The sequence below is a fragment of the Acinetobacter sp. BSP-28 genome, from assembly GCF_044130285.1.
GTDB lineage: Bacteria > Pseudomonadota > Gammaproteobacteria > Pseudomonadales > Moraxellaceae > Acinetobacter.
Genome location: NZ_JBIQOB010000022.1, coordinates 38,219 through 56,524, shown reverse-complemented (window position 1 = coordinate 56,524; position 18,306 = coordinate 38,219). Strand labels below are relative to the sequence as shown.

Sequence of the window (18,306 nt, the reverse complement as noted above, 5' to 3'; positions counted from 1 at the left end):
CATTTTCCCAATGTTATCAGCTCTTCCAGGGCGAAAACTATCCCCAATTGCTGTGGATGAAATTTAGGCTATTTTGTACGCCCTAGCTTACGTGAATCTCGGCCCTTTGCGGCTACCTGGAACAGTGGAATTTTCCTATGATGGAGACATAGAGAGCAGGATGCTCCAAATAACAAGAATAAGAAAATCGCACACGGATCGGCAGGTACGACGGGAGTTATACCAAGCGAACCCAATATGAAAAACCCTGGTAGGATGCCGGGGTTTTTTATTATCTAATTTTTTAAATCAGTGTTGGATGAGCATCCAGAATGTGGATCAGCGTTGCTGCTGGATCAGTTAGATAGCGACGGCCTTGTTCCCAGTTTTGCAAGGTTCTGGTACTGATATGCAAACGTGCAGCAAATTCAGCCTGTGTTATTATTACTCGCGACTAAAAGCATATAAAAAACAAAAAATCCTCCCAAGAATAGGAGGATTTTTTTATTGTCTGTGTCGATTAATTCTAATTAAAATTATACAAATACAGTTTATTACTTAATTTCGAGGTGTTTGATTAAGCGTTCCAAATCATCAGCAGAAAGTTGTCCAATGTACGTTAGTTGGGTTTTATGGAGAGGTAACTGATATGTTTGTACTGTATCAATCCAGGATGGCTTTTTTAAGCCTGCCTGTTGCCAGTTTTTAATTTCTACATATTTACTCTTGATAAAAGCAGACTTATTTTCGTACTGGCTGCTTAAACGGAATACTACATAGTCGGTATCCGTTTGGCGAATATACAAAACAGGTCTGGTCTTACCATCGGCAATATCTGTAAAGCCAACATAAGCCCAATATAGTTGTTGGACCATTAGTAACCGCCATCATCTTCTAAAAAAGCAGCAGCATCAGCATCGTTAGATACTTTTACGCTTGGAATATTATGGCTGACAGCAATTAATCTTGCTGTATTGAAATCCTCGTCACCCACCTGAGTAGTGACTGGTATTTTGCCAGTACGTGCAATTTCTGCGTAAACCATGCTAAGTACGGTGGCAGGGGTCAGACCAACTTTCGCCATAATGTATTCTGCTGATTCCATTATTGCCTGATCAACCGTGTATTGAACTCGTTTTTTTACAAGTGTAGTCATAATATACTCCGTACACACCAATAAATGCCATTTTATGCCTTAAAATGGCATGGGTCAAACTTGTTCTTCTTACTGTGCACTTTCACTTAAAACAGAAAAAGCCGATTTAATTTAATCGGCTTTTTATATCCAAATTTATACCGGCACTGTTGCAAATAGGTGACCTAAGTCAATGATATTCAATTCAAAAAAGCTTAGAGACCGAAAACCCTGTTGATTAGACACACTTCACCCTGAGGCTGGCCATAATAAAATGACGAAATTTATTCTTTAAGCCATACGGCTGATCTGATTGTTCACCTGGACTTATTAAAACCGTGGAACATTGCTCAAATAGTAAGCGTGGAACATGACGAATCAATAAAAAGCCGCTCTGGTGCCCTAATTGTCCAGAACGGCTCGTTCTAATATAATGATATTTAAAGAGAAATATCAAGCACAACACAAAGTAAATTTTACTCTTATACAAATCATTTACTTAATGTGTATTGAAAAGCTCAATCCTCATGGTTTGGATTTTTTTACTGATTTTTTATGTTCCACGGTTACTATTTGAGCATTGTTTCACGGTTTTGTGTAGTTTATTTGAATGAACCTATGGCGTGATCCAATAATCTAGACGAGACTGCTCATTTTGAAACTGCCTCAAATGATTTTGGACTTCCCTTATCAGGTTGCATCTAAAAAACACATATATTTTATATTGCGAATATGCGTATATTCATATATAAAACTATGATTCATTTATAAGGGTAAAGTTCATGGATCAAATGCCAAAAGTCCAAATTTATCATAACCCATCCTGTGGCACGTCACGTAATACGCTGGCTTTAATTCGCAATGCGGGAATTGAGCCGGAAGTGATTGAATATCTGGTTACGCCACCCTCGAAAGATCAGCTGGTCAATATGATTCGGGACGCCGGTTTAACGGTTCGTGAAGTCTTGCGTAAAAATGTCGATCCCTATACCGAGCTGAATCTGGATGATGCTAGCTGGAGCGATGAGAAACTGATTGAGGCCATGCTGCAACATCCAATCCTGATCAACCGTCCGTTGGTGGTCACAGAGCTCGGAACGCGCTTATGCCGTCCCTCCGAAGTGGTGCTGGATATTCTGCCTTGGCCACAATTAAAAGCCTTTGCCAAAGAAGACGGTGAAGTCATTATTGATGAACAGGGCAATCGGCTGAAATAAAGCGTTCTTGATAGCAAAAAGCCCTAACTTGATTGGGGCTTTTTTTGTGAAAAAATACATTGACGATGATCAATATAATTTACATACTGGTTGAATAGGTCCTTGATGGATAAAGGAATTGGATCATCAGCAAGCAGTTTCCCTGTATCAGGTTTTGACGGATACGACCCGTCTTCAGATTTTGCAAATGTTACAGGCAGGGGAGTGCTGTGCATGTGAATTACTGAAAAATCTGTCGATTAGTCAATCCACCTTATCTCACCACATGAAATGTTTAACTCGGTCCGGTTTGGTTCAGTACAGAAAACAAGGACGCTGGATGCACTATTCACTCAATCCCATTCGTGCTGAAGAACTGTGTTTATTTACACAGGTTCTTTTATTCAGCCAAGGTCAGGAGGTTTAAATGGAGAGCATTATTACGATCTTTGCTTGGCTCAATGATGTGCTGCTTAAAATGACCTGGCTCTCGGAAGGGGTACGCTGGCTGGTCGAAAATGTCTTCGATTTATCGGTCGCGACTCGGCTCGGTGGCAGTATTCACTTCTTTATCTATGATGTCTTTAAGATCTTTATTCTGTTATCGGTTCTGATCTATAGCCTGTCGTATATCCAGAGTTATTTTCCGCCTGAACGTACCCGGCAGATTTTAGGTCGAATGACCGGGATCAAAGCCAATATCATGGGGGCTTTACTCGGCACTATTACTCCATTTTGTTCCTGTTCCTCGATTCCGCTGTTTATCGGTTTTACCCGTGCCGGACTTCCTGTGGGGGTGACCTTTTCATTTCTGATTTCATCTCCGCTAGTCGATCTGGCTTCAATTATTTTATTGGCCAGTATTTTTAACTGGAAAATCGCCATGGTCTATGTGCTACTGGGTTTAGTGCTGGCGGTATTGGGCGGATCATTGATTAGCTATTTGAAAATGGAAAAGTATGTGGCTGAGTTTGTGACCCATCATCAGGCCATTCAGGGAGAAGAGGAAGATTTCAGTATGACCGCGAAAGAGCGGCGTGCATTTGCCTGGGAACAGGTGGTGGAAATTTTTAGCAAGGTCTGGATGTATGTGTTGATTGGGGTAGGGATTGGTGCGGCAATTCATAACTGGATTCCTGAACAGTGGATTACCGCCTTGCTTGGTCAACAACATTGGTATTCTGTGCTGATTGCCACGATTATAGGTATGCCAATGTATGCTGATATTTTTGGTACCTTGCCGATTGCAGAAGCACTCGTGACCAAAGGCGTGGGTTTGGGGACGGTTTTGGCCTTTATGATGGCCGTCACAGCACTTTCTCTGCCATCTCTGATCCTGTTAAAGCAAGTGGTGAAAACCCGCTTATTAAGCCTGTTTGTTGGGATCATTTTTGTGGGAATCTTGATTATTGGCTATAGCCTGAATACTTTGGGTTACTGGTTTTTATAAAATGTTTGGAGAATAAGAGATGCAAATTAAAGTTTTAGGTACAGGTTGCCGTAAATGTAAAGCACTGTTGGCTGCAACCGAAGAAGCAGTCAAAACTACCGGTGTGCAAGCAGAAATTGAGTATGTCACGGATATGATGCAGATTGCCGAAACCGGACTGTTAAGCACTCCAGGTCTGATGATTAACAATACAATCGTATCGAGTGGTAAAGTTCTGGAAGCTCAGGCTGTCGCGGAACTGATCGAGAAAAATAAATAACTTCAAAATTGAAGTTATAAAGAAGAAAACCAGCGGTTTAAGCCACTGGTTTTTTTTCTGTATTAGAAAAAGAGGAAAACTGTTAAATCCAGCGATTTCTGGAAAGCATATCCTGATCCGGATATAATTTTTGACAGGTCGTCTTTACTATATATATGGATATGTATATATTTGAATAATAGAATGGGAGCAGCTATGGACCACGTTCAGTTTTTTAAATGTTTATCTGATGAAACGCGTCTCAGTATTGTCCTGCTGATTGCGAAAAACAAAGAGCAATGCGTCTGTGATCTGACCGATAAACTCCAGTTAAGCCAGCCGAAAATTTCACGTCATCTGGCCTTGTTACGGTCTTGCGGCTTGTTGAATGATCGTCGGCAAAGCCAGTGGGTGTATTACAGCATCAATCCGCAATTACCAGTCTGGTGTTTTGAAATTCTGGAGGTGCTGAAACGTAGTGATGTTCCTGTTTTATTTGATCCTGCCGCTCTGTCGATTCAGAGCCATTGCGAGTAAGTTTTCATGAAATTTTTGTTTTTATGCACGGGGAACAGTTGCCGCAGCATTCTCTCGGAAGTGTTGTTCAATAGTCGTGCGCCAAAAGGCTGGGTGGCTTACAGTGCCGGTAGTAAACCTTCCGGTCAGGTACATCCCTTGACGATTGAAACCCTACACAATCTGGGTTTATCGACTGAAGGCTTATCCAGCAAAACCATTGATGCCTGTGAACAGTACCAGCCAGAGGTAGTGATTACCGTCTGTGATGCAGCTGCGCAGGAGGCGTGCCCACTGTATCTGGGTGGCGCAATCAAGGCTCATTGGGGTCTGTCTGATCCTTCACATCTGGATTTACTCAAAGAAGAAAAATTACAGGCCTTCTTGACCACGGTAGAGCACATCAACAAACGCCTAGATGCTTTATTTGCCTTGGATACCGAAAAAATGAGCCGTCCGGCGCTCATTGCCGAAATCAATCAAATTTCTCATCTTTAATCGAGTACATCATGTCTAAACCTGGATTGTCCTTTTTAGATCGTAACCTGACCCTGTGGATATTTGTGGCCATGGCCTTAGGGGTGGCGATTGGGGTGGTGTTTCCACAAGCATCAACGGCACTGGATGCCATGAGCATCAACTCGGTCAATCTGCCGATTGCGATTGGTCTGATCCTGATGATGTATCCGCCATTGGCCAAAGTCGACTATGCGACACTGCCGCAAGTGTTTCAGGATAAAAAGACCCTGGCCTTGTCCTTGATCCAGAACTGGCTGATTGCTCCGGTACTGATGTTTGTGCTGGCCATCGTCTTTCTCAGCGATTATCCGGAATACATGACCGGTCTGATCCTGATTGGTTTGGCGCGCTGTATTGCCATGGTGCTAATCTGGAATGGTTTGGCTTGTGGGGATAATCAGTATGGTGCGGCGCTGGTCGCTTTTAACAGTATTTTCCAGATTCTGTTCTTTAGTAGTTATGCCTGGTTCTTCCTGACCTATTTGCCGTCATTCTTTGGGGTAGAAGGGCATGTGATCAATGTAGATTTCTGGACCATTGCCAATGCCGTCTTGATCTACCTAGGTATTCCTTTCCTGATGGGCTTCCTGACCCGTCTGTCGTTGGTCAAAGCCAAGGGGCTGGACTGGTATCAAACCCGGTTTTTACCGAAAATTGGCCCGCTCAGCTTACTGGCCTTGCTGTTCACCATTGTGGCGATGTTTAGCCTGAAAGGTGGCGATGTGGTGAGTCTGCCGATGGATGTGTTGCGGATTGCGATTCCATTGACGGTTTATTTTGTGCTGATGTTCTTTGTCAGCTTCTTTATGAGTAAATGGATGGGCAATGATTATCCAAAAACCACCTCGATTTCCTTTACCGCGGCGGGCAATAACTTTGAGTTGGCGCTGGCGGTCGCGATTGCGACCTTTGGTCTGGCTTCTCCGATTGCCTTTACCACCATTATTGGGCCTTTGGTGGAAGTGCCGGTGTTGATTGCCCTAGTCAGCGTATCTTTATGGCTGAAGAAAAAATATTATCCAAATTCTTAAGAGGCAGATATGACCCTCCCAAATCTTGAATCTGATCTTTTGCCAACGCCTACATTTTCCGAGGTACAAGCCAAAGAACTGACCCATCCACCACGGATGTTATTGCTGTATGGCTCAAACCGAGAACGCTCGTACAGCCGATTGGCAGTGATGGAAGCCGGTCGTATTTTGGAACGCTTTGGCTGTGAAGTTAAAATCTTTCATCCCAAAGGTCTACCATTGCCCGAAGATGGCGATCTGGAACATCCGAAGGTGAAGGAACTGCATGAATTGCTGGCCTGGTCTGAAGGTATGGTCTGGTGTTCCCCGGAACGGCATGGCTCGATGAGTTCGATCTTTAAAGCGCAAATTGACTGGATTCCACTGGCAGCGGGTGCCATTCGTGCCACGCAGGGCAAAACCCTGGCACTGATGCAGGTCAGCGGCGGCTCGCAGTCTTTCAATAGCGTGAATCAGATGCGCATTTTGGGGCGCTGGATGCGCATGATTACGATTCCGAATCAGTCTTCTATTCCCAAGGCCTTTTTGGAATTTGATGAAGAGGGGCGCATGAAACCCTCGTCCTTATATGACCGGATTGTTGATGTGATGGAAGAATTGTATAAATTTACCTTGCTGACCCGTGGGCAAAGTGCTTATTTGACCAACCGTTATTCGGAACGCAAGGAATCGGCTGAAGAACTCTCTAAAAGGGTGAACCAGCGCAGTTTGTAAGGCCAGATTTGCTTGAATTCAGGTTTGTCCTGTCAATCAGGTTAATCGGTAGAAACCCGCTGCTAAAGCGGGCTTCTGTATAAACAACAACAGAAAAATGCAAGGGGAAAAGGCTTTGGACACAAAACAGATCGAAACAGATGTGATCATCATCGGTGGTGGACAGGCCGGTTTGTCCACAGCCTATTTCTTAAAGCGCAAGAATATTCCGTTTATCATCCTGGATGATCAGCCTCAGCCTGGAGGTGCGTGGCAGCATGCCTGGGAGTCCTTGCGTCTTTTCTCTCCGAATAGCTGGAGTTCCCTGTCGGGCTGGATGATGCCGGCGACAGAACAGACCTATCCGACCCGTCATGAAGTGATCAACTATTTGACCGCCTATGAGCAGCGCTATCACTTTCCTGTAGTTCGTCCGGTGCATGTGGAGCGCGTGGAAAACCAGGGGACATATTTAGAGGTCCATGCCGGGGAACGATGCTGGAAAGCCAAAGCAGTGGTGAGTGCTACAGGGACATGGAGTCAACCGTTTATTCCCGAGTATGCAGGTCGTGAGCATTTTCAGGGCCTGCAACTGCATTCGGCGCATTATCTGAATGCCGAGCCGTTCAAGGGCAAGAAAATCATGGTGGTGGGTGGAGGCAACTCTGGTGCACAAATCTTGGCAGAAGTGTCTCAAGTGGCTGAAACGCTTTGGATCACCCAGACACCGCCACAGTTTCTGGCGGATGATGTCGATGGCCGTGTCCTGTTCTTAAGGGCGACCGAGCGCCTGAAAGCCCAGCAGGAAGGCAGAAAGATTGATCAGCCCATTGGTGGTCTGGGTGATATTGTCATGATTGATTCAGTCAAAGAGGCACGTGAGCGAGGCATTTTACAGAGCAGGCGTCCATTTTCGGCATTTACAGAACATGGCGTGATTTGGGACGATGGATCTGTTCAACAGGTGGATGCCGTAATCTGGTGTACTGGATTTAAAGCGGCACTGAATCATCTCAGCAGCCTTGGGATTATCCAGTCGGACCAGACCATTGCGGTTCAGAACTGCCGCTCGGTTCAGCTACCAAATTTATGGCTGGTCGGTTATGGGGAATGGACCGGTGCTGCTTCGGCAACGCTGGTCGGGGTTTCCCGCACAGCTCGGGCGGTGGCGGAAGATATAGCCGTATTTTTGGGCTAACAGTGGGATTTATTATTTTTGTAGACAGATTTGCAGTTGAATTTGTTAGGGAGAGTGATGTTTATTCTCCAATTTCTTAATGAAGGAATTCGAGCGATGCGGTAGAAATTCTTCAATTTATCTCATTTTCTGGGTTGGTAGTATTTTTTGCATCAAATGGCTTAAACATGAAGACATGCATATCTTAAATTCCATGAGCTACATTTGAAAAAGGTATATTGCCTAACAAGCAATGAGGGTAACTTATGAAGTTATTGTTTAGTATATCGAATTTAACTTATGTTCACTTAAAGTTATATTTATAAATAATTAGTAATAAATTTATTAAATTCATGTAATTAATAGTTTTAGGGTGGGGAGGGTTGCAAGGATAAAAAGAAATAAAGCTATTTGATTTATACTTCAAGTTTTAGATTTTATTCAATTTCAAATCTGAACTAACTTGCCACTATATTAACTCGAATTCGGGTAAATTCTTCGGTAAATTAAAAAGATTGGACTGAATCAGGCAGTCTTCAATATGATGTACAATTCTTGAAGCCATTAGCTCTGGAACCCCATAACTCATTGCAACGTGAAATTAATTCCAGTATTCCCCTCTATATCAGACAGGGGAGAACCCGATCTTCTAGGTTTAATTTGGGCGGTTTGCCTTTAGTTGGAATATGCTTCTTCTATTGTTCGATTATGGAATAGAAAGTTGAGCATGAAATGTTCGTGTATCACTTGAACTGAAGATCAGAAGGCTTCTTTTAGTCGATGTATTTCATCTGCAGATTATGCTTGAATGCTAAAAATAGGTCTGACAAATATCAATCAAAAAGAAGATCATTTTTTGATTGATAGAAGAGATCTAATAAAATTCTTATAATAGATAAGTGTGTCGTGAACCGAATTTATTCCTTAATTAATAAATAGCTTAGCAGAAAAATTGTAAATTTTTTTTGTCAAAGAATGATTAGCAGATTGATAATAATTTGACTATCTCCAAATCTGAAATAGAGATAGTCGAGTCCTATTCATTCCTCATGAGGTTTATGTATTGGAAAGGTTTTCGACTTTCATGCTTTCACGATAATAATGACAGCCTTTATACAGCAGGACTAATCCGATCACACCGGCTACGGCATTGACGATGGAAATTGAATTGCCCACCATCAAGGTATTTTCAAAATAGCGGTCAGTAATGAGGGCAACCGCCGTCGTGCCAACCCCCAGCGCAATCAGGTTGGAAATCAGCAGAAATTTGGCAGAAACTTGTGCACGTAGTTGGTTGGGTGTCAGCATTTGAGTTGCGGCTGCAGATGCAGGGATAGGGAATGTTGAGAAGAACATCGCCACAGATATCAGTGCAAATGATAAATACATGTTGTCGACCTGAGTAAACAATACACTTGGAACAATTAAGGCTGCACAGCCGATTGCACCGGCACGGATAGCCGCATCACTGTATCCACGTTTAGAGAAGAAGTCGATCAGCCAGCCACAGAATAAGGCACCAGCCGTATTCGCCACTAAAATGATGCTACCTAAGATATAACCGGTTTGGCTTGCCTCAAGGCCGAAGTTACGCATGTAATAAGCAGGTGCCCAGCCCAGCAGTGAATACAACATCATGGTATAAAAAGAAAAACCAATAAAATGACAGAAGAAGGTCTTTTTATGCGTCTTAATAAAGCCAATCGAGTTCTTGAACGAAGCCTTAACAACCTGACCATCTTGACCAACTTTCATACCCTTACGAGCAGGTTCACGCACCGTCAGCACCATGAGAAGCGCAAGCAATACACCAGGTAAGCCCACAATCATAAAGGTAAGTTGCCAGGTCTTCACTTCGCCAATCACTGGTAAAGCCACGAAACTGATGTCTTTTAATAGCCCAATCACATAGCCGCCAATCAGGAAAGCTAAACCTGAACCAATAAAGGCACCAATGGCATAAACACCGAGTGCGCGGCCTAATTTTTCTTTAGGAAATAAATCGGCGACAATCGAATAAAATGCTGGAGAAAGTGCGGCTTCACCTGCACCCACACTCAAACGTGCCAAAAACATTTGAATGAAGTTTTTACTTAAACCACAGGCTGCCGTGGCAAGACTCCAGAACGCAATACCAGTCGCAATAATTTTAATCCGGGACTTTCGATCAGCTAGTGCGGCAATAGGAAGACCCATAATCGCATAAAATAACGAGAAAGCGAGTCCTTGCAATAAGCTGAACTGGGTATCACTCAGCATTAAATCGGCTTTAATCGGCTCAATCATTAACGATAAAATCTGGCGGTCTACAAATGACAGAATGTAAGCCAGCATACAGATCACCACCACATACCATTGATAGGTACTACTTTCTTTGGGCGGCTGAGTCTGTTCAGAAACAGGCGATCCTGTTTCTACAGAGGTAGGCTCAAAACTTTGATTTTCGGGTTGAAGCGTCCTTTCAACCATTTCTATGTCCAGCGATTTATCATTCATCATGCAACATCCTATGTTGATCGTTTGAGATATTTTGATACTTATAATATTAATATTATTTTTATTATGTATCGTATTATCTAATCTAGAGTTTAAATTTATTTGCGTCAATCAATTTCCACAAAAGGATACAAATAAATTTCTATAATAAAAAAAAGGAATCATAATGATTCCTTTTTTTGGTGTGAATTTTTAGCCACGTTCAACCAGCGTCAAAATATCGTAGGTTGCAACCAGTTCATTGCGCTGGTTTTTCACTTTAATATCCCAGACCACCACACCATGTGGTTTCTGTGCCGGATCGCGCAGTGCTTTTGGAGTTTTCTGCTTACAGGTCAGTTCCACCTGAAGGGTATCGCCAATTTTCACCGGTTCAACAAAGCGCAAGTTATCCATGCCATAGTTGGCAATGACCGGACCTGGAGCGGCATCAACGAATAAACCGGCAGCTGCGGATACCACGAAATAACCATGCGCCACACGTTCACCAAACAGGGATTCTGCCGCAGCAATTTTGTCCATATGCGCATAGAAGAAATCACCACTCAGACAACCAAAGTTGACCAGATCGGCTTCTGTCACGGTACGTCGCGCAGTCAGCAAACGTTCACCGATACGCAATTCATCAAATGATTTTTTAAAAGGATGCACGCGGTCTTCAAAGACCTGAGCGCCTGCAGTCCAGCTATGGCCGACTTGGGTCATGGCATTTGGCGAGCCTTGAATCGCAGTACGTTGCATATAATGTTTGACAGCACGCAAGCCACCGAGTTCTTCACCCCCACCGGCACGACCCGGTCCACCATGAACCAGTAAAGGTAATGGAGAGCCATGTCCGGTACTTTCTTTAGCACTTTCTGCATCCAGAATATGTACACGACCATGCCATGGCGCAATTTTGCTGAGCAGTTGTTCAATATTTTCATCAATATTGCGTACGATGGATGCTACCAGACTACCTTCGCCACGTGCCACCAAGTCAGCAAGCTGAGCTAGGTCAGTATATGGCATTAAAGTGACCACAGGCCCAAAGGCTTCAATCTTATGAATGTTTTCTGCCTGAGCCGGTGCTTTGCAGACCAAGACTGTCGGTGGATAACATGCAGACTTCTCAGTATTTTGTACTTGAATCTTAAAGTCTTGGCGCAAGTGGCTACCAAATACAATCTCTGCATCCTGGCTGAGCTGTTCAACTTTTGCAGCGACATCGTGTTTCTGTTTGACGCTGGCCAAAGCACCCATCGTCACGCCTTCCTGAGCCGGATCGCCCACGACCACTTTTTTCAGTTTTTCAATTAGGAGACTTTGTACTGTATCCAATAGCTCGGCTGGCACAAAGGTACGACGAATGGCGGTGCATTTTTGTCCGGCTTTGGTGGTCATTTCACGGAAAACTTCACGGACAAATAAATCAATCGTTTCATCATTGGCTTGCGCCGTCAAAATCGCACTGTTGACCGAGTCTGCTTCCATGGTGAACGGAATCGAGTAGGCATTTAAATGTGGATGCGAACGCAGTTTTTGCCCTGTTGAAGCAGAACCGGTAAAGGTGACCGTATCTTGAGGGTTTAAATGATCAAATAAATCATAGACCTGTCCGCAAATGAGCTGCAGTGAACCTTCTGGCAAGAAACCGCTTTCATGAATGGCTTTGACCACGGCATGGGTCAGCTCGGCACCTTCGGTCGCCGGTTTGACAATACAGGGTACGCCTGCCAGTAGTGTCGGTGCGATTTTCTCCAGCATGCCCCAGATTGGAAAGTTAAAGGCATTGATATGCACGGCGACACCGGCTTTAGGCGTCAGAATATGTTTCGCGCCAAAGCTACCTTGCTTAGAAAGAGGAATCCAGGCATCTTCCACCAATGCTGTTTCATCACTCAGTTCACGACGCACCAAACTTGAATACGCATATAAGGTGCCAATCCCGCCTTCAATATCAATCCAGGCATCTTTACGGGTACAGCCGGTTGCTTTGGCAAGTTCATAAAAGTCTTCTTTGCGTTCCATCAAATACTGTGCCACTTGCTTCAGTGCATTGGCACGTTGATGAAACGTCCATGCGGCGATAGTAGCGCCTTTTTGTTTGGCATACTTCACTACGGCTTGGGTATCGATGCCCTGACTGCCGACCTGATAAACCGCTTCACCGCTAATGGCATGATAAACCGTACGTAAATCGGCTTGCGCTGTGTATTCCTGGCCGTACACCAGTGAAGATAAGCTTTTGATGGCAATAGGATTATGAGTTGATGCAGTATCTTGATAATCCGTTGTGCTTGAGCTGCTGTCTAACTCTAACATTGTAAAAACTCCATTTATGATACGTTTTGAGATGTATTTTAATTTTGATGTTTCATAATTTGTGTTTAAAAATTGAAAATGTCAATCATAAATCTGTGTTTAAAAATGCGTAACAATAAAATAAAAAATATTAAGTTATATAAAACAAATATTTATAAAAAATAAGGGATAAAAATTAAATGATACTAATAAATATATATTGATTTTAATTACGTATCGTTTTAATTTGAGTGTATCAACACTTGGGATAAGTGAGGGAACAATGAATAATCAACAACAAATCTTTGATCAAAAGATTGAAAAGGACATTTCTATCGAGCCGAAGGACTGGATGCCGGATGCTTATCGTAAGACCTTGATTCGTCAGATCGGTCAGCACGCACACTCTGAAGTGGTGGGCATGTTGCCAGAAGGCAACTGGATTACCCGGGCACCGACCTTAAAACGTAAAGCCGTGCTGATGGCAAAAGTCCAGGATGAAGCCGGTCATGCCTTGTATCTGTACAGTGCTGCAGAAACCTTGGGTGCCGATCGTGACGACATGATGGATAAGCTGATTGCCGGTCGCATGAAATATTCTTCAATTTTTAACTATCCAACCCTGAGCTGGGCCGATGTTGCAGCGATTGGCTGGCTGGTGGATGGTGCAGCAATTGTCAATCAGGTTGCGCTGTGCCGTACGTCTTATGGTCCTTATGCACGTGCCATGGTGCGCGTCTGCAAGGAAGAAAGTTTCCATCAGCGTCAGGGCTTTGAAGCCATGATGGAATTGGCCAATGGTACGCCAGAACAAAAGCAGATGGCACAGGATGCCGTGAACCGTTTCTGGTGGCCGGCACTGATGATGTTTGGTCCAAGTGATGATAACTCACCGAACAGTGCACAAAGTATGCAGTGGAAAATCAAATTATTCAGCAATGATGAGCTACGTCAAAAATTTGTCGATAACACCGTGTCACAAGTCTTACAGCTGGGTTTAACCGTTCCAGATCCAGACCTCAAATTTAATGAAGCCACCGGACATTATGAATTTGGTGAAATCAATTGGGATGAGTTCTTTGCGATTCTTGCAGGCAAGGGACCGTGTAACCATGAGCGTATTGAAGCACGCCGCAAAGCTTGGGAAGGCGGCAAGTGGGTACGTGAGTCTGCAGCAGTCTATGCGCAGAAACAGCAGCAACAGTCAGCCGCATAAAAAGTTGCTTAAAAACAGTTTGATCAACATAAGGAAATTTGCTCATGAATAACAAAAATAACTGGTCACTTTATGAAGTGTTTGTGCGTAGTAAGCAGGGTCTGAGTCACCGTCATGTCGGCAGCCTGCGTGCACCGGATGAGGAAGTCGCACTACAAAATGCCCGCGATGTATATACCCGCCGCAATGAAGGCATCAGTATCTGGGTAGTGAAATCTGAATTGATTACCTCTTCACAGCCAGATGAAAAGGCAGAGTTTTTTGAACCGGCTTTGTATAAGGTCTATCGCCATCCGACCTTTTATAACATCCCAGCTGGCATCGAGCACATGTAAGAGGAAAGGTGAAGATCATGACAAATCAAGTATTGGCAGAATTTCTTTTACATGTAGGCGACAGTCAACTGATTCTGTCTCATCGTTTGGCAGAGTGGTGCGGCCATGCCCCTGAACTGGAGCTGGATATTGCCTTAGCCAATATCGGACTGGATTTATTGGGTCAAGCTCGTACTGCACTTAGTCTGGCCGGTGAAGTCGAAGGTTTGGGCCGTGATGAAGACAAGCTGGCTTATTTCCGTACCGAGCGTGAATACCGTAATTTGCTGCTGTGCGAACAGCCGAATGGTGATTTTGCCCAGACTTTGGTGCGCCAGTGGTTGATGGATCACTACCACGCTTTATTGTTTAGCGCCTTAAGTCAAAGTCAGCATGCTGAGTTGGCTGCTTTTGCGGTGAAGTCACTCAAAGAAGTGAAATATCACCAGCGTTTTTCCACCACCTGGATGGAACGCTTAAGTTTAGGTACCGCAGAAGCGCATGCAAAAACCCAGCAAGGTCTAAACCAGTTATGGCGTTTTACCGAGGAATTTTTTGTCCTGACGGCTGATGAAAGACAGCTGGTTGAGAGCGGTGTAATTCCAGAGATTGAAAATTTAAAAGCACAGTGGCTGGAGACCATTACAGCCGAGCTAGCCCGATTTAAATTAAGCCTGCCAGAGTTGGGTGCTTATCGTAGTGGGGCTAAACAGGGTTTGCATACAGAACATCTCGGTTTTGTTTTGGCTGAACTGCAATACATGCAGCGCTCATATCCAAACATGAAATGGTAATTCGGCACAATCACAGGGAGTGAGTCGCATGAATCTGATTCGACACGTAGAAGATCAATGTTGGGACGTTTTACAGCAGGTTTCTGATCCAGAGATTCCAGTATTGTCAGTGATTGATCTGGGCATGATTCGTGGCGTCGAGCTGAATCAGCAGGATGAAATTGTGGTGCGACTCACGCCGACCTATAGCGGTTGTCCGGCCACGGATTTATTAAAAGCAGAAATTACCCAGGCTTTTGAGGCCAATGGTTTGACGCCAGTCAAAGTCATTGTGGACCTTTCTCAAGCCTGGACCACGGACTGGATGAGTGAATCAGGCAAACACAAATTACAGCAATACGGTATTGCCCCGCCGCAAGGCCAGTCACATAGCTGTGGTACGCATGTGGCATTGACCGATGGCATCACCTGTCCGCAGTGCTTAAGTCATAACAGCAAATTATTAAGTGAATTCGGTTCGACCGCCTGTAAAGCTTTATATCAATGTCGGGACTGCTTAGAAACTTTCGACTATTTCAAATGTATTTGATTGTAACGATTGCGCGGTGGTCAGGGTAAACCAATAACAAGCCTGAACACCGCCACCTAAAAGAAGGATTTTGCCATGAGCCAATTTATACCATTAACCATTAAATCGATTCAGCCACAAACCGAGCAGGCGATCTGTATTGCCTTTGATCTCGCGCCTGAGCAGTTGGATGCTTTCCAATATCAGCCGGGTCAACACCTGACTATTCGCCATTTAACCGATGACGGCGAGCTGCGCCGCTGCTACTCGATCTGCAGTGATACTCAGGAAGACATGAGTATTGCGATTAAAAAAATTGATCAGGGTCAGTTTTCAACCTGGGCCAATGCGCATCTCAAAGCGGGTGATGTTTTAGAAGTCATGCCACCGCAAGGGGTGTTCTTTCAGAAAGCAGCCAAGGCCGGTGGCCAGAATTATTTAGGGTTTGCAGCAGGCAGTGGCATTACGCCGATCTTATCAATTGTAAAGTCGGTGCTGAACCGTCAAGCGGACGCAACATTCACTCTGGTATATGGCAACCGTTCTTGGAAACAGACCATGTTTTCTGAACAGATTATGGATCTGAAAGACCGTTTTAAGGAGCGTCTGCAACTGGTAAATATTTTTTCACGTGAACTGAATGACAGCGAAATTTTTAATGGTCGGATTGATGCGGACAAATTGCAGCAATTGTTTCAGGCCAATCTGATTTCAGCCGATACCGATCACTGTTTTGCCTGTGGTCCGGAAGAAATGATGGCAGCGGTCGAAACGGTATTGCCGACTTGGGGCATTCAGCGCAGCAAGATTCACACTGAACGCTTCAATACGGGCACTGCACCGAAAGCAACCGCCCAGCAGATGGAAAGCCGCAGTGAAGAACGCGTCAATATTGTTCTGGATGGTCGCGAGCTGATTGTTGAAGTCTCCAAACAGGATGACAGTATTCTAGATGCTGCGCTACGTGCCGGGGCAGACCTGCCATATGCCTGTAAGGGCGGGGTCTGTGCCACCTGTAAATGTAAGGTGCTGGAAGGTGAGGTTGAAATGGCGGTGAATTACAGTCTGGAAGAAGATGAAATTCAGAAAGGCTATGTGCTCAGTTGTCAGGCACGTCCAACCACGGCCAATGTCCGACTCAGTTTTGATGAATAACAGCTGAATTTACAGCACCGCGAGCATAGCAGGAGTTCAAGGATGACTTACATTAAAACCAGCTCACCCAAGCCGGGTGTGGTAATGATTGAGCTGAACCGCCCGGAAAAGCGCAATGCTTTAAACAATGCCACCTTGCAAGAGATTGCAGCCTGTTTACAGGCTTTGGAAACAGATGCTGCTGTAAAAGCCGTGGTCATCACCGGAAATACACAATGCTTTGCTGCCGGTGCTGATTTAAATGAGCTAGCGCAGTTAGATGTGGTCAGCATCCAACAGGATCAGCGCCCACTGCTGTGGAAAAAAATTGATGAATTTTCCAAGCCTTTAATCATGGCCGTGAATGGTTATGCTTTTGGTGCAGGTTTCGAGTTGGCTTTGCATGGTGACATGGTGTTGACTGGAGAAAATGCCCAGTTTGCCTTGCCGGAAATCGGTTTGGGCATGCTGCCGGGTGCCGGCGGAACCCAGCGTCTGGCCCGGCTAGTCGGTCAGCAGTTGACGATGCGCTGGGCCATGACCGGTGAAATGATTTCGGCACAAACGGCCTTGCAACATGGCATTAGCAGCCAGATCTGTCCGGTAGGACTGACCGTGCAATACGCACTGGAACTGGCAGAAAAAATTGCCAAGCAGGCACCGCTGGCCATTCGTGCCATCAAGCAATCTTTAAAGTCGATTCATGAAGTGACTTTAAGTCAGGGATTGAAGCTCGAGCGTCAACATTTTGTCTGGCTGGCGGCAACCCAAGATCGCCAGGAAGGCATTAATGCATTTTTAGAAAAAAGAAAACCAGAATTTAGAGGTGTGTAATGGATTATCAAACAATTATTGTCGAAGAAAAAAATGCAGTGGGCTACCTGACCTTTAACCGTCCAAAACAGCTCAACAGCTTTAATGAAACCATGCATCAGGAAGTTTCCAAGGTCATTAAGGCTTGGGCCAAAGACAGCCAGATTCGTGCCGTAGTGATTTCAGCCGAAGGCCGTGGTTTCTGTGCCGGTCAGGATCTGAATGACCGCGTGGTCGATCCGAATGTCGATGCACCGGACTTAGGCCTGTCGATTGAAAAATATTACAACCCTTTGATCAAGCTGATTACCGAAATGCCTAAACCGGTGATTTGTGCCGTGAATGGTGTGGCAGCAGGGGCAGGCGCCAATATTGCCTTGGCGTGTGACATTGTGATTGCAGCAAAATCGGCTTCCTTTATTCAGGCCTTTTGCCGTCTTGGCTTGGTACCAGATTCAGGCGGTACCTGGTTCTTACCACGTCTGGTTGGACGTGCCCAGGCGATGGGCCTTGCCATGCTCGGCGATAAAATTCCGGCTGAGCGCGCAGTACAGCTCGGCATGATCTGGCAGGTGGTTGAAGATGAGCAACTGCAAGCAGAAGCGAAAAAATTGGCAGAGCATCTGGCACAGCAACCGACCTATGGTCTGTCCTTGATCAAAAAAGCCATTCATGCCGCAGCCGACAATAATCTGGATGAGCAGCTCATTCTGGAACGTGACCTGCAACGTCTGGCTGGACGTTCAAGCGATTATAAAGAAGGTGTACAAGCCTTTATGCAGAAGCGTACCCCTGAATATAAAGGATGCTAAAT

At 44.7% G+C, this 18,306-nt stretch carries 20 protein-coding genes and 1 pseudogene; 16 read left to right on the top strand and 5 right to left on the bottom strand.

The features are described 5' to 3' along the window. Positions 1-283: 283 nt before the first annotated feature. The 3 genes and pseudogenes from ACE01R_RS14600 to ACE01R_RS14590 all read right to left on the bottom strand — a co-directional run. Positions 284-421: pseudogene (locus ACE01R_RS14600) on the bottom strand (helix-turn-helix domain-containing protein); the annotation flags it as partial. Between the two features lie 112 nt (positions 422-533). Further along, a complete protein-coding gene (locus ACE01R_RS14595) occupies positions 534-854 on the bottom strand; it encodes a type II toxin-antitoxin system PemK/MazF family toxin (protein ID WP_395552103.1) in 321 nt (106 codons plus the stop codon). Beyond that, a complete protein-coding gene (locus ACE01R_RS14590; RefSeq protein WP_180181714.1) occupies positions 854-1,135 on the bottom strand; it encodes a type II toxin-antitoxin system RelB/DinJ family antitoxin in 282 nt (93 codons plus the stop codon). The genes ACE01R_RS14595 and ACE01R_RS14590 overlap by 1 nt, the downstream gene beginning before the upstream one ends. Before the next feature lie 761 nt (positions 1,136-1,896). Here ACE01R_RS14590 and arsC point away from each other — a divergent pair. The 9 genes from arsC (at position 1,897) to ACE01R_RS14545 (ending at position 7,955) form a co-directional block, all read left to right on the top strand. After that, on the top strand, positions 1,897-2,331 hold the full coding sequence (arsC, locus tag ACE01R_RS14585) for an arsenate reductase (glutaredoxin) (protein WP_395552100.1): 435 nt from the start codon (positions 1,897-1,899) through the stop codon (positions 2,329-2,331). 118 nt (positions 2,332-2,449) lie between these two features. Further along, on the top strand, positions 2,450-2,737 hold the full coding sequence (locus ACE01R_RS14580) for an ArsR/SmtB family transcription factor (RefSeq protein WP_395552099.1): 288 nt from the start codon (positions 2,450-2,452) through the stop codon (positions 2,735-2,737). Further along, entirely contained in the window at positions 2,738-3,760 is a 1,023-nt protein-coding gene (locus tag ACE01R_RS14575) for a permease (RefSeq protein ID WP_395552098.1), read from the top strand. It begins immediately after the preceding gene. A gap of 19 nt (positions 3,761-3,779) precedes the next feature. Continuing rightward, positions 3,780-4,019, top strand: a complete 240-nt coding sequence (locus ACE01R_RS14570; protein ID WP_395552097.1) for a thioredoxin family protein — start codon at positions 3,780-3,782, stop codon at positions 4,017-4,019. A gap of 195 nt (positions 4,020-4,214) precedes the next feature. After that, the gene (locus tag ACE01R_RS14565) at positions 4,215-4,535 is read left to right on the top strand and encodes a metalloregulator ArsR/SmtB family transcription factor (protein ID WP_395552096.1); all 321 of its coding nucleotides are present in this window, start codon (positions 4,215-4,217) and stop codon (positions 4,533-4,535) included. 6 nt (positions 4,536-4,541) lie between these two features. After that, complete coding sequence (locus ACE01R_RS14560) at positions 4,542-5,012, top strand: arsenate reductase ArsC (protein ID WP_395552095.1); 471 nt, start codon at positions 4,542-4,544, stop codon at positions 5,010-5,012. Positions 5,013-5,023: 11 nt separating this feature from the next. Beyond that, positions 5,024-6,064 (top strand): ACR3 family arsenite efflux transporter, encoded by a 1,041-nt coding sequence (arsB, locus tag ACE01R_RS14555; RefSeq protein WP_395552091.1) that lies wholly within the window; start codon positions 5,024-5,026, stop codon positions 6,062-6,064. A 9-nt stretch (positions 6,065-6,073) separates the two neighbouring features. Further along, positions 6,074-6,778: an arsenical resistance protein ArsH gene (arsH, locus tag ACE01R_RS14550; RefSeq protein ID WP_395552089.1), complete on the top strand. Its 705-nt coding sequence runs from the start codon at positions 6,074-6,076 to the stop codon at positions 6,776-6,778. A 97-nt stretch (positions 6,779-6,875) separates the two neighbouring features. Continuing rightward, entirely contained in the window at positions 6,876-7,955 is a 1,080-nt protein-coding gene (locus ACE01R_RS14545; protein WP_395552087.1) for an ArsO family NAD(P)H-dependent flavin-containing monooxygenase, read from the top strand. Positions 7,956-8,990: 1,035 nt separating this feature from the next. Here ACE01R_RS14545 and ACE01R_RS14540 read toward each other — a convergent pair. Both ACE01R_RS14540 and paaZ read right to left on the bottom strand, forming a co-directional pair. Continuing rightward, positions 8,991-10,433, bottom strand: a complete 1,443-nt coding sequence (locus ACE01R_RS14540; RefSeq protein ID WP_395552086.1) for a spinster family MFS transporter — start codon at positions 10,431-10,433, stop codon at positions 8,991-8,993. Between the two features lie 189 nt (positions 10,434-10,622). Beyond that, on the bottom strand, positions 10,623-12,734 hold the full coding sequence (paaZ, locus tag ACE01R_RS14535) for a phenylacetic acid degradation bifunctional protein PaaZ (RefSeq protein ID WP_395552085.1): 2,112 nt from the start codon (positions 12,732-12,734) through the stop codon (positions 10,623-10,625). 262 nt (positions 12,735-12,996) lie between these two features. Between paaZ and paaA the strand changes: the two genes are divergently transcribed. The 7 genes from paaA (at position 12,997) to paaG (ending at position 18,304) form a co-directional block, all read left to right on the top strand. Beyond that, complete coding sequence (gene paaA / locus ACE01R_RS14530; RefSeq protein WP_395552084.1) at positions 12,997-13,929, top strand: 1,2-phenylacetyl-CoA epoxidase subunit PaaA; 933 nt, start codon at positions 12,997-12,999, stop codon at positions 13,927-13,929. A 44-nt stretch (positions 13,930-13,973) separates the two neighbouring features. Then, on the top strand, positions 13,974-14,264 hold the full coding sequence (paaB, locus tag ACE01R_RS14525) for a 1,2-phenylacetyl-CoA epoxidase subunit PaaB (protein WP_395552083.1): 291 nt from the start codon (positions 13,974-13,976) through the stop codon (positions 14,262-14,264). A gap of 17 nt (positions 14,265-14,281) precedes the next feature. Next, positions 14,282-15,037, top strand: coding sequence for a 1,2-phenylacetyl-CoA epoxidase subunit PaaC (gene paaC, locus ACE01R_RS14520; protein ID WP_395552082.1), 756 nt, complete (start codon positions 14,282-14,284; stop codon positions 15,035-15,037). A gap of 28 nt (positions 15,038-15,065) precedes the next feature. Next, a complete protein-coding gene (gene paaD, locus ACE01R_RS14515; RefSeq protein ID WP_004730687.1) occupies positions 15,066-15,566 on the top strand; it encodes a 1,2-phenylacetyl-CoA epoxidase subunit PaaD in 501 nt (166 codons plus the stop codon). Between the two features lie 75 nt (positions 15,567-15,641). Beyond that, entirely contained in the window at positions 15,642-16,700 is a 1,059-nt protein-coding gene (paaE, locus tag ACE01R_RS14510) for a 1,2-phenylacetyl-CoA epoxidase subunit PaaE (protein WP_395552081.1), read from the top strand. Positions 16,701-16,742: 42 nt separating this feature from the next. Continuing rightward, positions 16,743-17,513 carry an enoyl-CoA hydratase-related protein gene (locus ACE01R_RS14505; protein ID WP_395552080.1) on the top strand — a complete coding sequence of 257 codons (771 nt, stop codon included), beginning with the start codon at positions 16,743-16,745 and terminating at the stop codon, positions 17,511-17,513. Next, positions 17,513-18,304 carry a 2-(1,2-epoxy-1,2-dihydrophenyl)acetyl-CoA isomerase PaaG gene (gene paaG / locus ACE01R_RS14500; RefSeq protein ID WP_395552079.1) on the top strand — a complete coding sequence of 264 codons (792 nt, stop codon included), beginning with the start codon at positions 17,513-17,515 and terminating at the stop codon, positions 18,302-18,304. Before ACE01R_RS14505 ends, paaG begins: the two co-directional genes overlap by 1 nt. The last annotated feature ends 2 nt before the right edge of the window (positions 18,305-18,306 follow it).

Coding starts and splice junctions, on each gene's coding strand:
- ACE01R_RS14595 (WP_395552103.1), bottom strand. CDS start 854: ATGGTCCAACAACTATATTGGGCTTATGTTGGCTTTACAGATATTGCC.
- ACE01R_RS14590 (WP_180181714.1), bottom strand. CDS start 1,135: ATGACTACACTTGTAAAAAAACGAGTTCAATACACGGTTGATCAGGCA.
- arsC (WP_395552100.1), top strand. CDS start 1,897: ATGGATCAAATGCCAAAAGTCCAAATTTATCATAACCCATCCTGTGGC.
- ACE01R_RS14575 (WP_395552098.1), top strand. CDS start 2,738: ATGGAGAGCATTATTACGATCTTTGCTTGGCTCAATGATGTGCTGCTT.
- ACE01R_RS14570 (WP_395552097.1), top strand. CDS start 3,780: ATGCAAATTAAAGTTTTAGGTACAGGTTGCCGTAAATGTAAAGCACTG.
- ACE01R_RS14565 (WP_395552096.1), top strand. CDS start 4,215: ATGGACCACGTTCAGTTTTTTAAATGTTTATCTGATGAAACGCGTCTC.
- ACE01R_RS14560 (WP_395552095.1), top strand. CDS start 4,542: ATGAAATTTTTGTTTTTATGCACGGGGAACAGTTGCCGCAGCATTCTC.
- arsB (WP_395552091.1), top strand. CDS start 5,024: ATGTCTAAACCTGGATTGTCCTTTTTAGATCGTAACCTGACCCTGTGG.
- arsH (WP_395552089.1), top strand. CDS start 6,074: ATGACCCTCCCAAATCTTGAATCTGATCTTTTGCCAACGCCTACATTT.
- ACE01R_RS14545 (WP_395552087.1), top strand. CDS start 6,876: ATGCAAGGGGAAAAGGCTTTGGACACAAAACAGATCGAAACAGATGTG.
- ACE01R_RS14540 (WP_395552086.1), bottom strand. CDS start 10,433: ATGATGAATGATAAATCGCTGGACATAGAAATGGTTGAAAGGACGCTT.
- paaZ (WP_395552085.1), bottom strand. CDS start 12,734: ATGTTAGAGTTAGACAGCAGCTCAAGCACAACGGATTATCAAGATACT.
- paaA (WP_395552084.1), top strand. CDS start 12,997: ATGAATAATCAACAACAAATCTTTGATCAAAAGATTGAAAAGGACATT.
- paaB (WP_395552083.1), top strand. CDS start 13,974: ATGAATAACAAAAATAACTGGTCACTTTATGAAGTGTTTGTGCGTAGT.
- paaC (WP_395552082.1), top strand. CDS start 14,282: ATGACAAATCAAGTATTGGCAGAATTTCTTTTACATGTAGGCGACAGT.
- paaD (WP_004730687.1), top strand. CDS start 15,066: ATGAATCTGATTCGACACGTAGAAGATCAATGTTGGGACGTTTTACAG.
- paaE (WP_395552081.1), top strand. CDS start 15,642: ATGAGCCAATTTATACCATTAACCATTAAATCGATTCAGCCACAAACC.
- ACE01R_RS14505 (WP_395552080.1), top strand. CDS start 16,743: ATGACTTACATTAAAACCAGCTCACCCAAGCCGGGTGTGGTAATGATT.
- paaG (WP_395552079.1), top strand. CDS start 17,513: ATGGATTATCAAACAATTATTGTCGAAGAAAAAAATGCAGTGGGCTAC.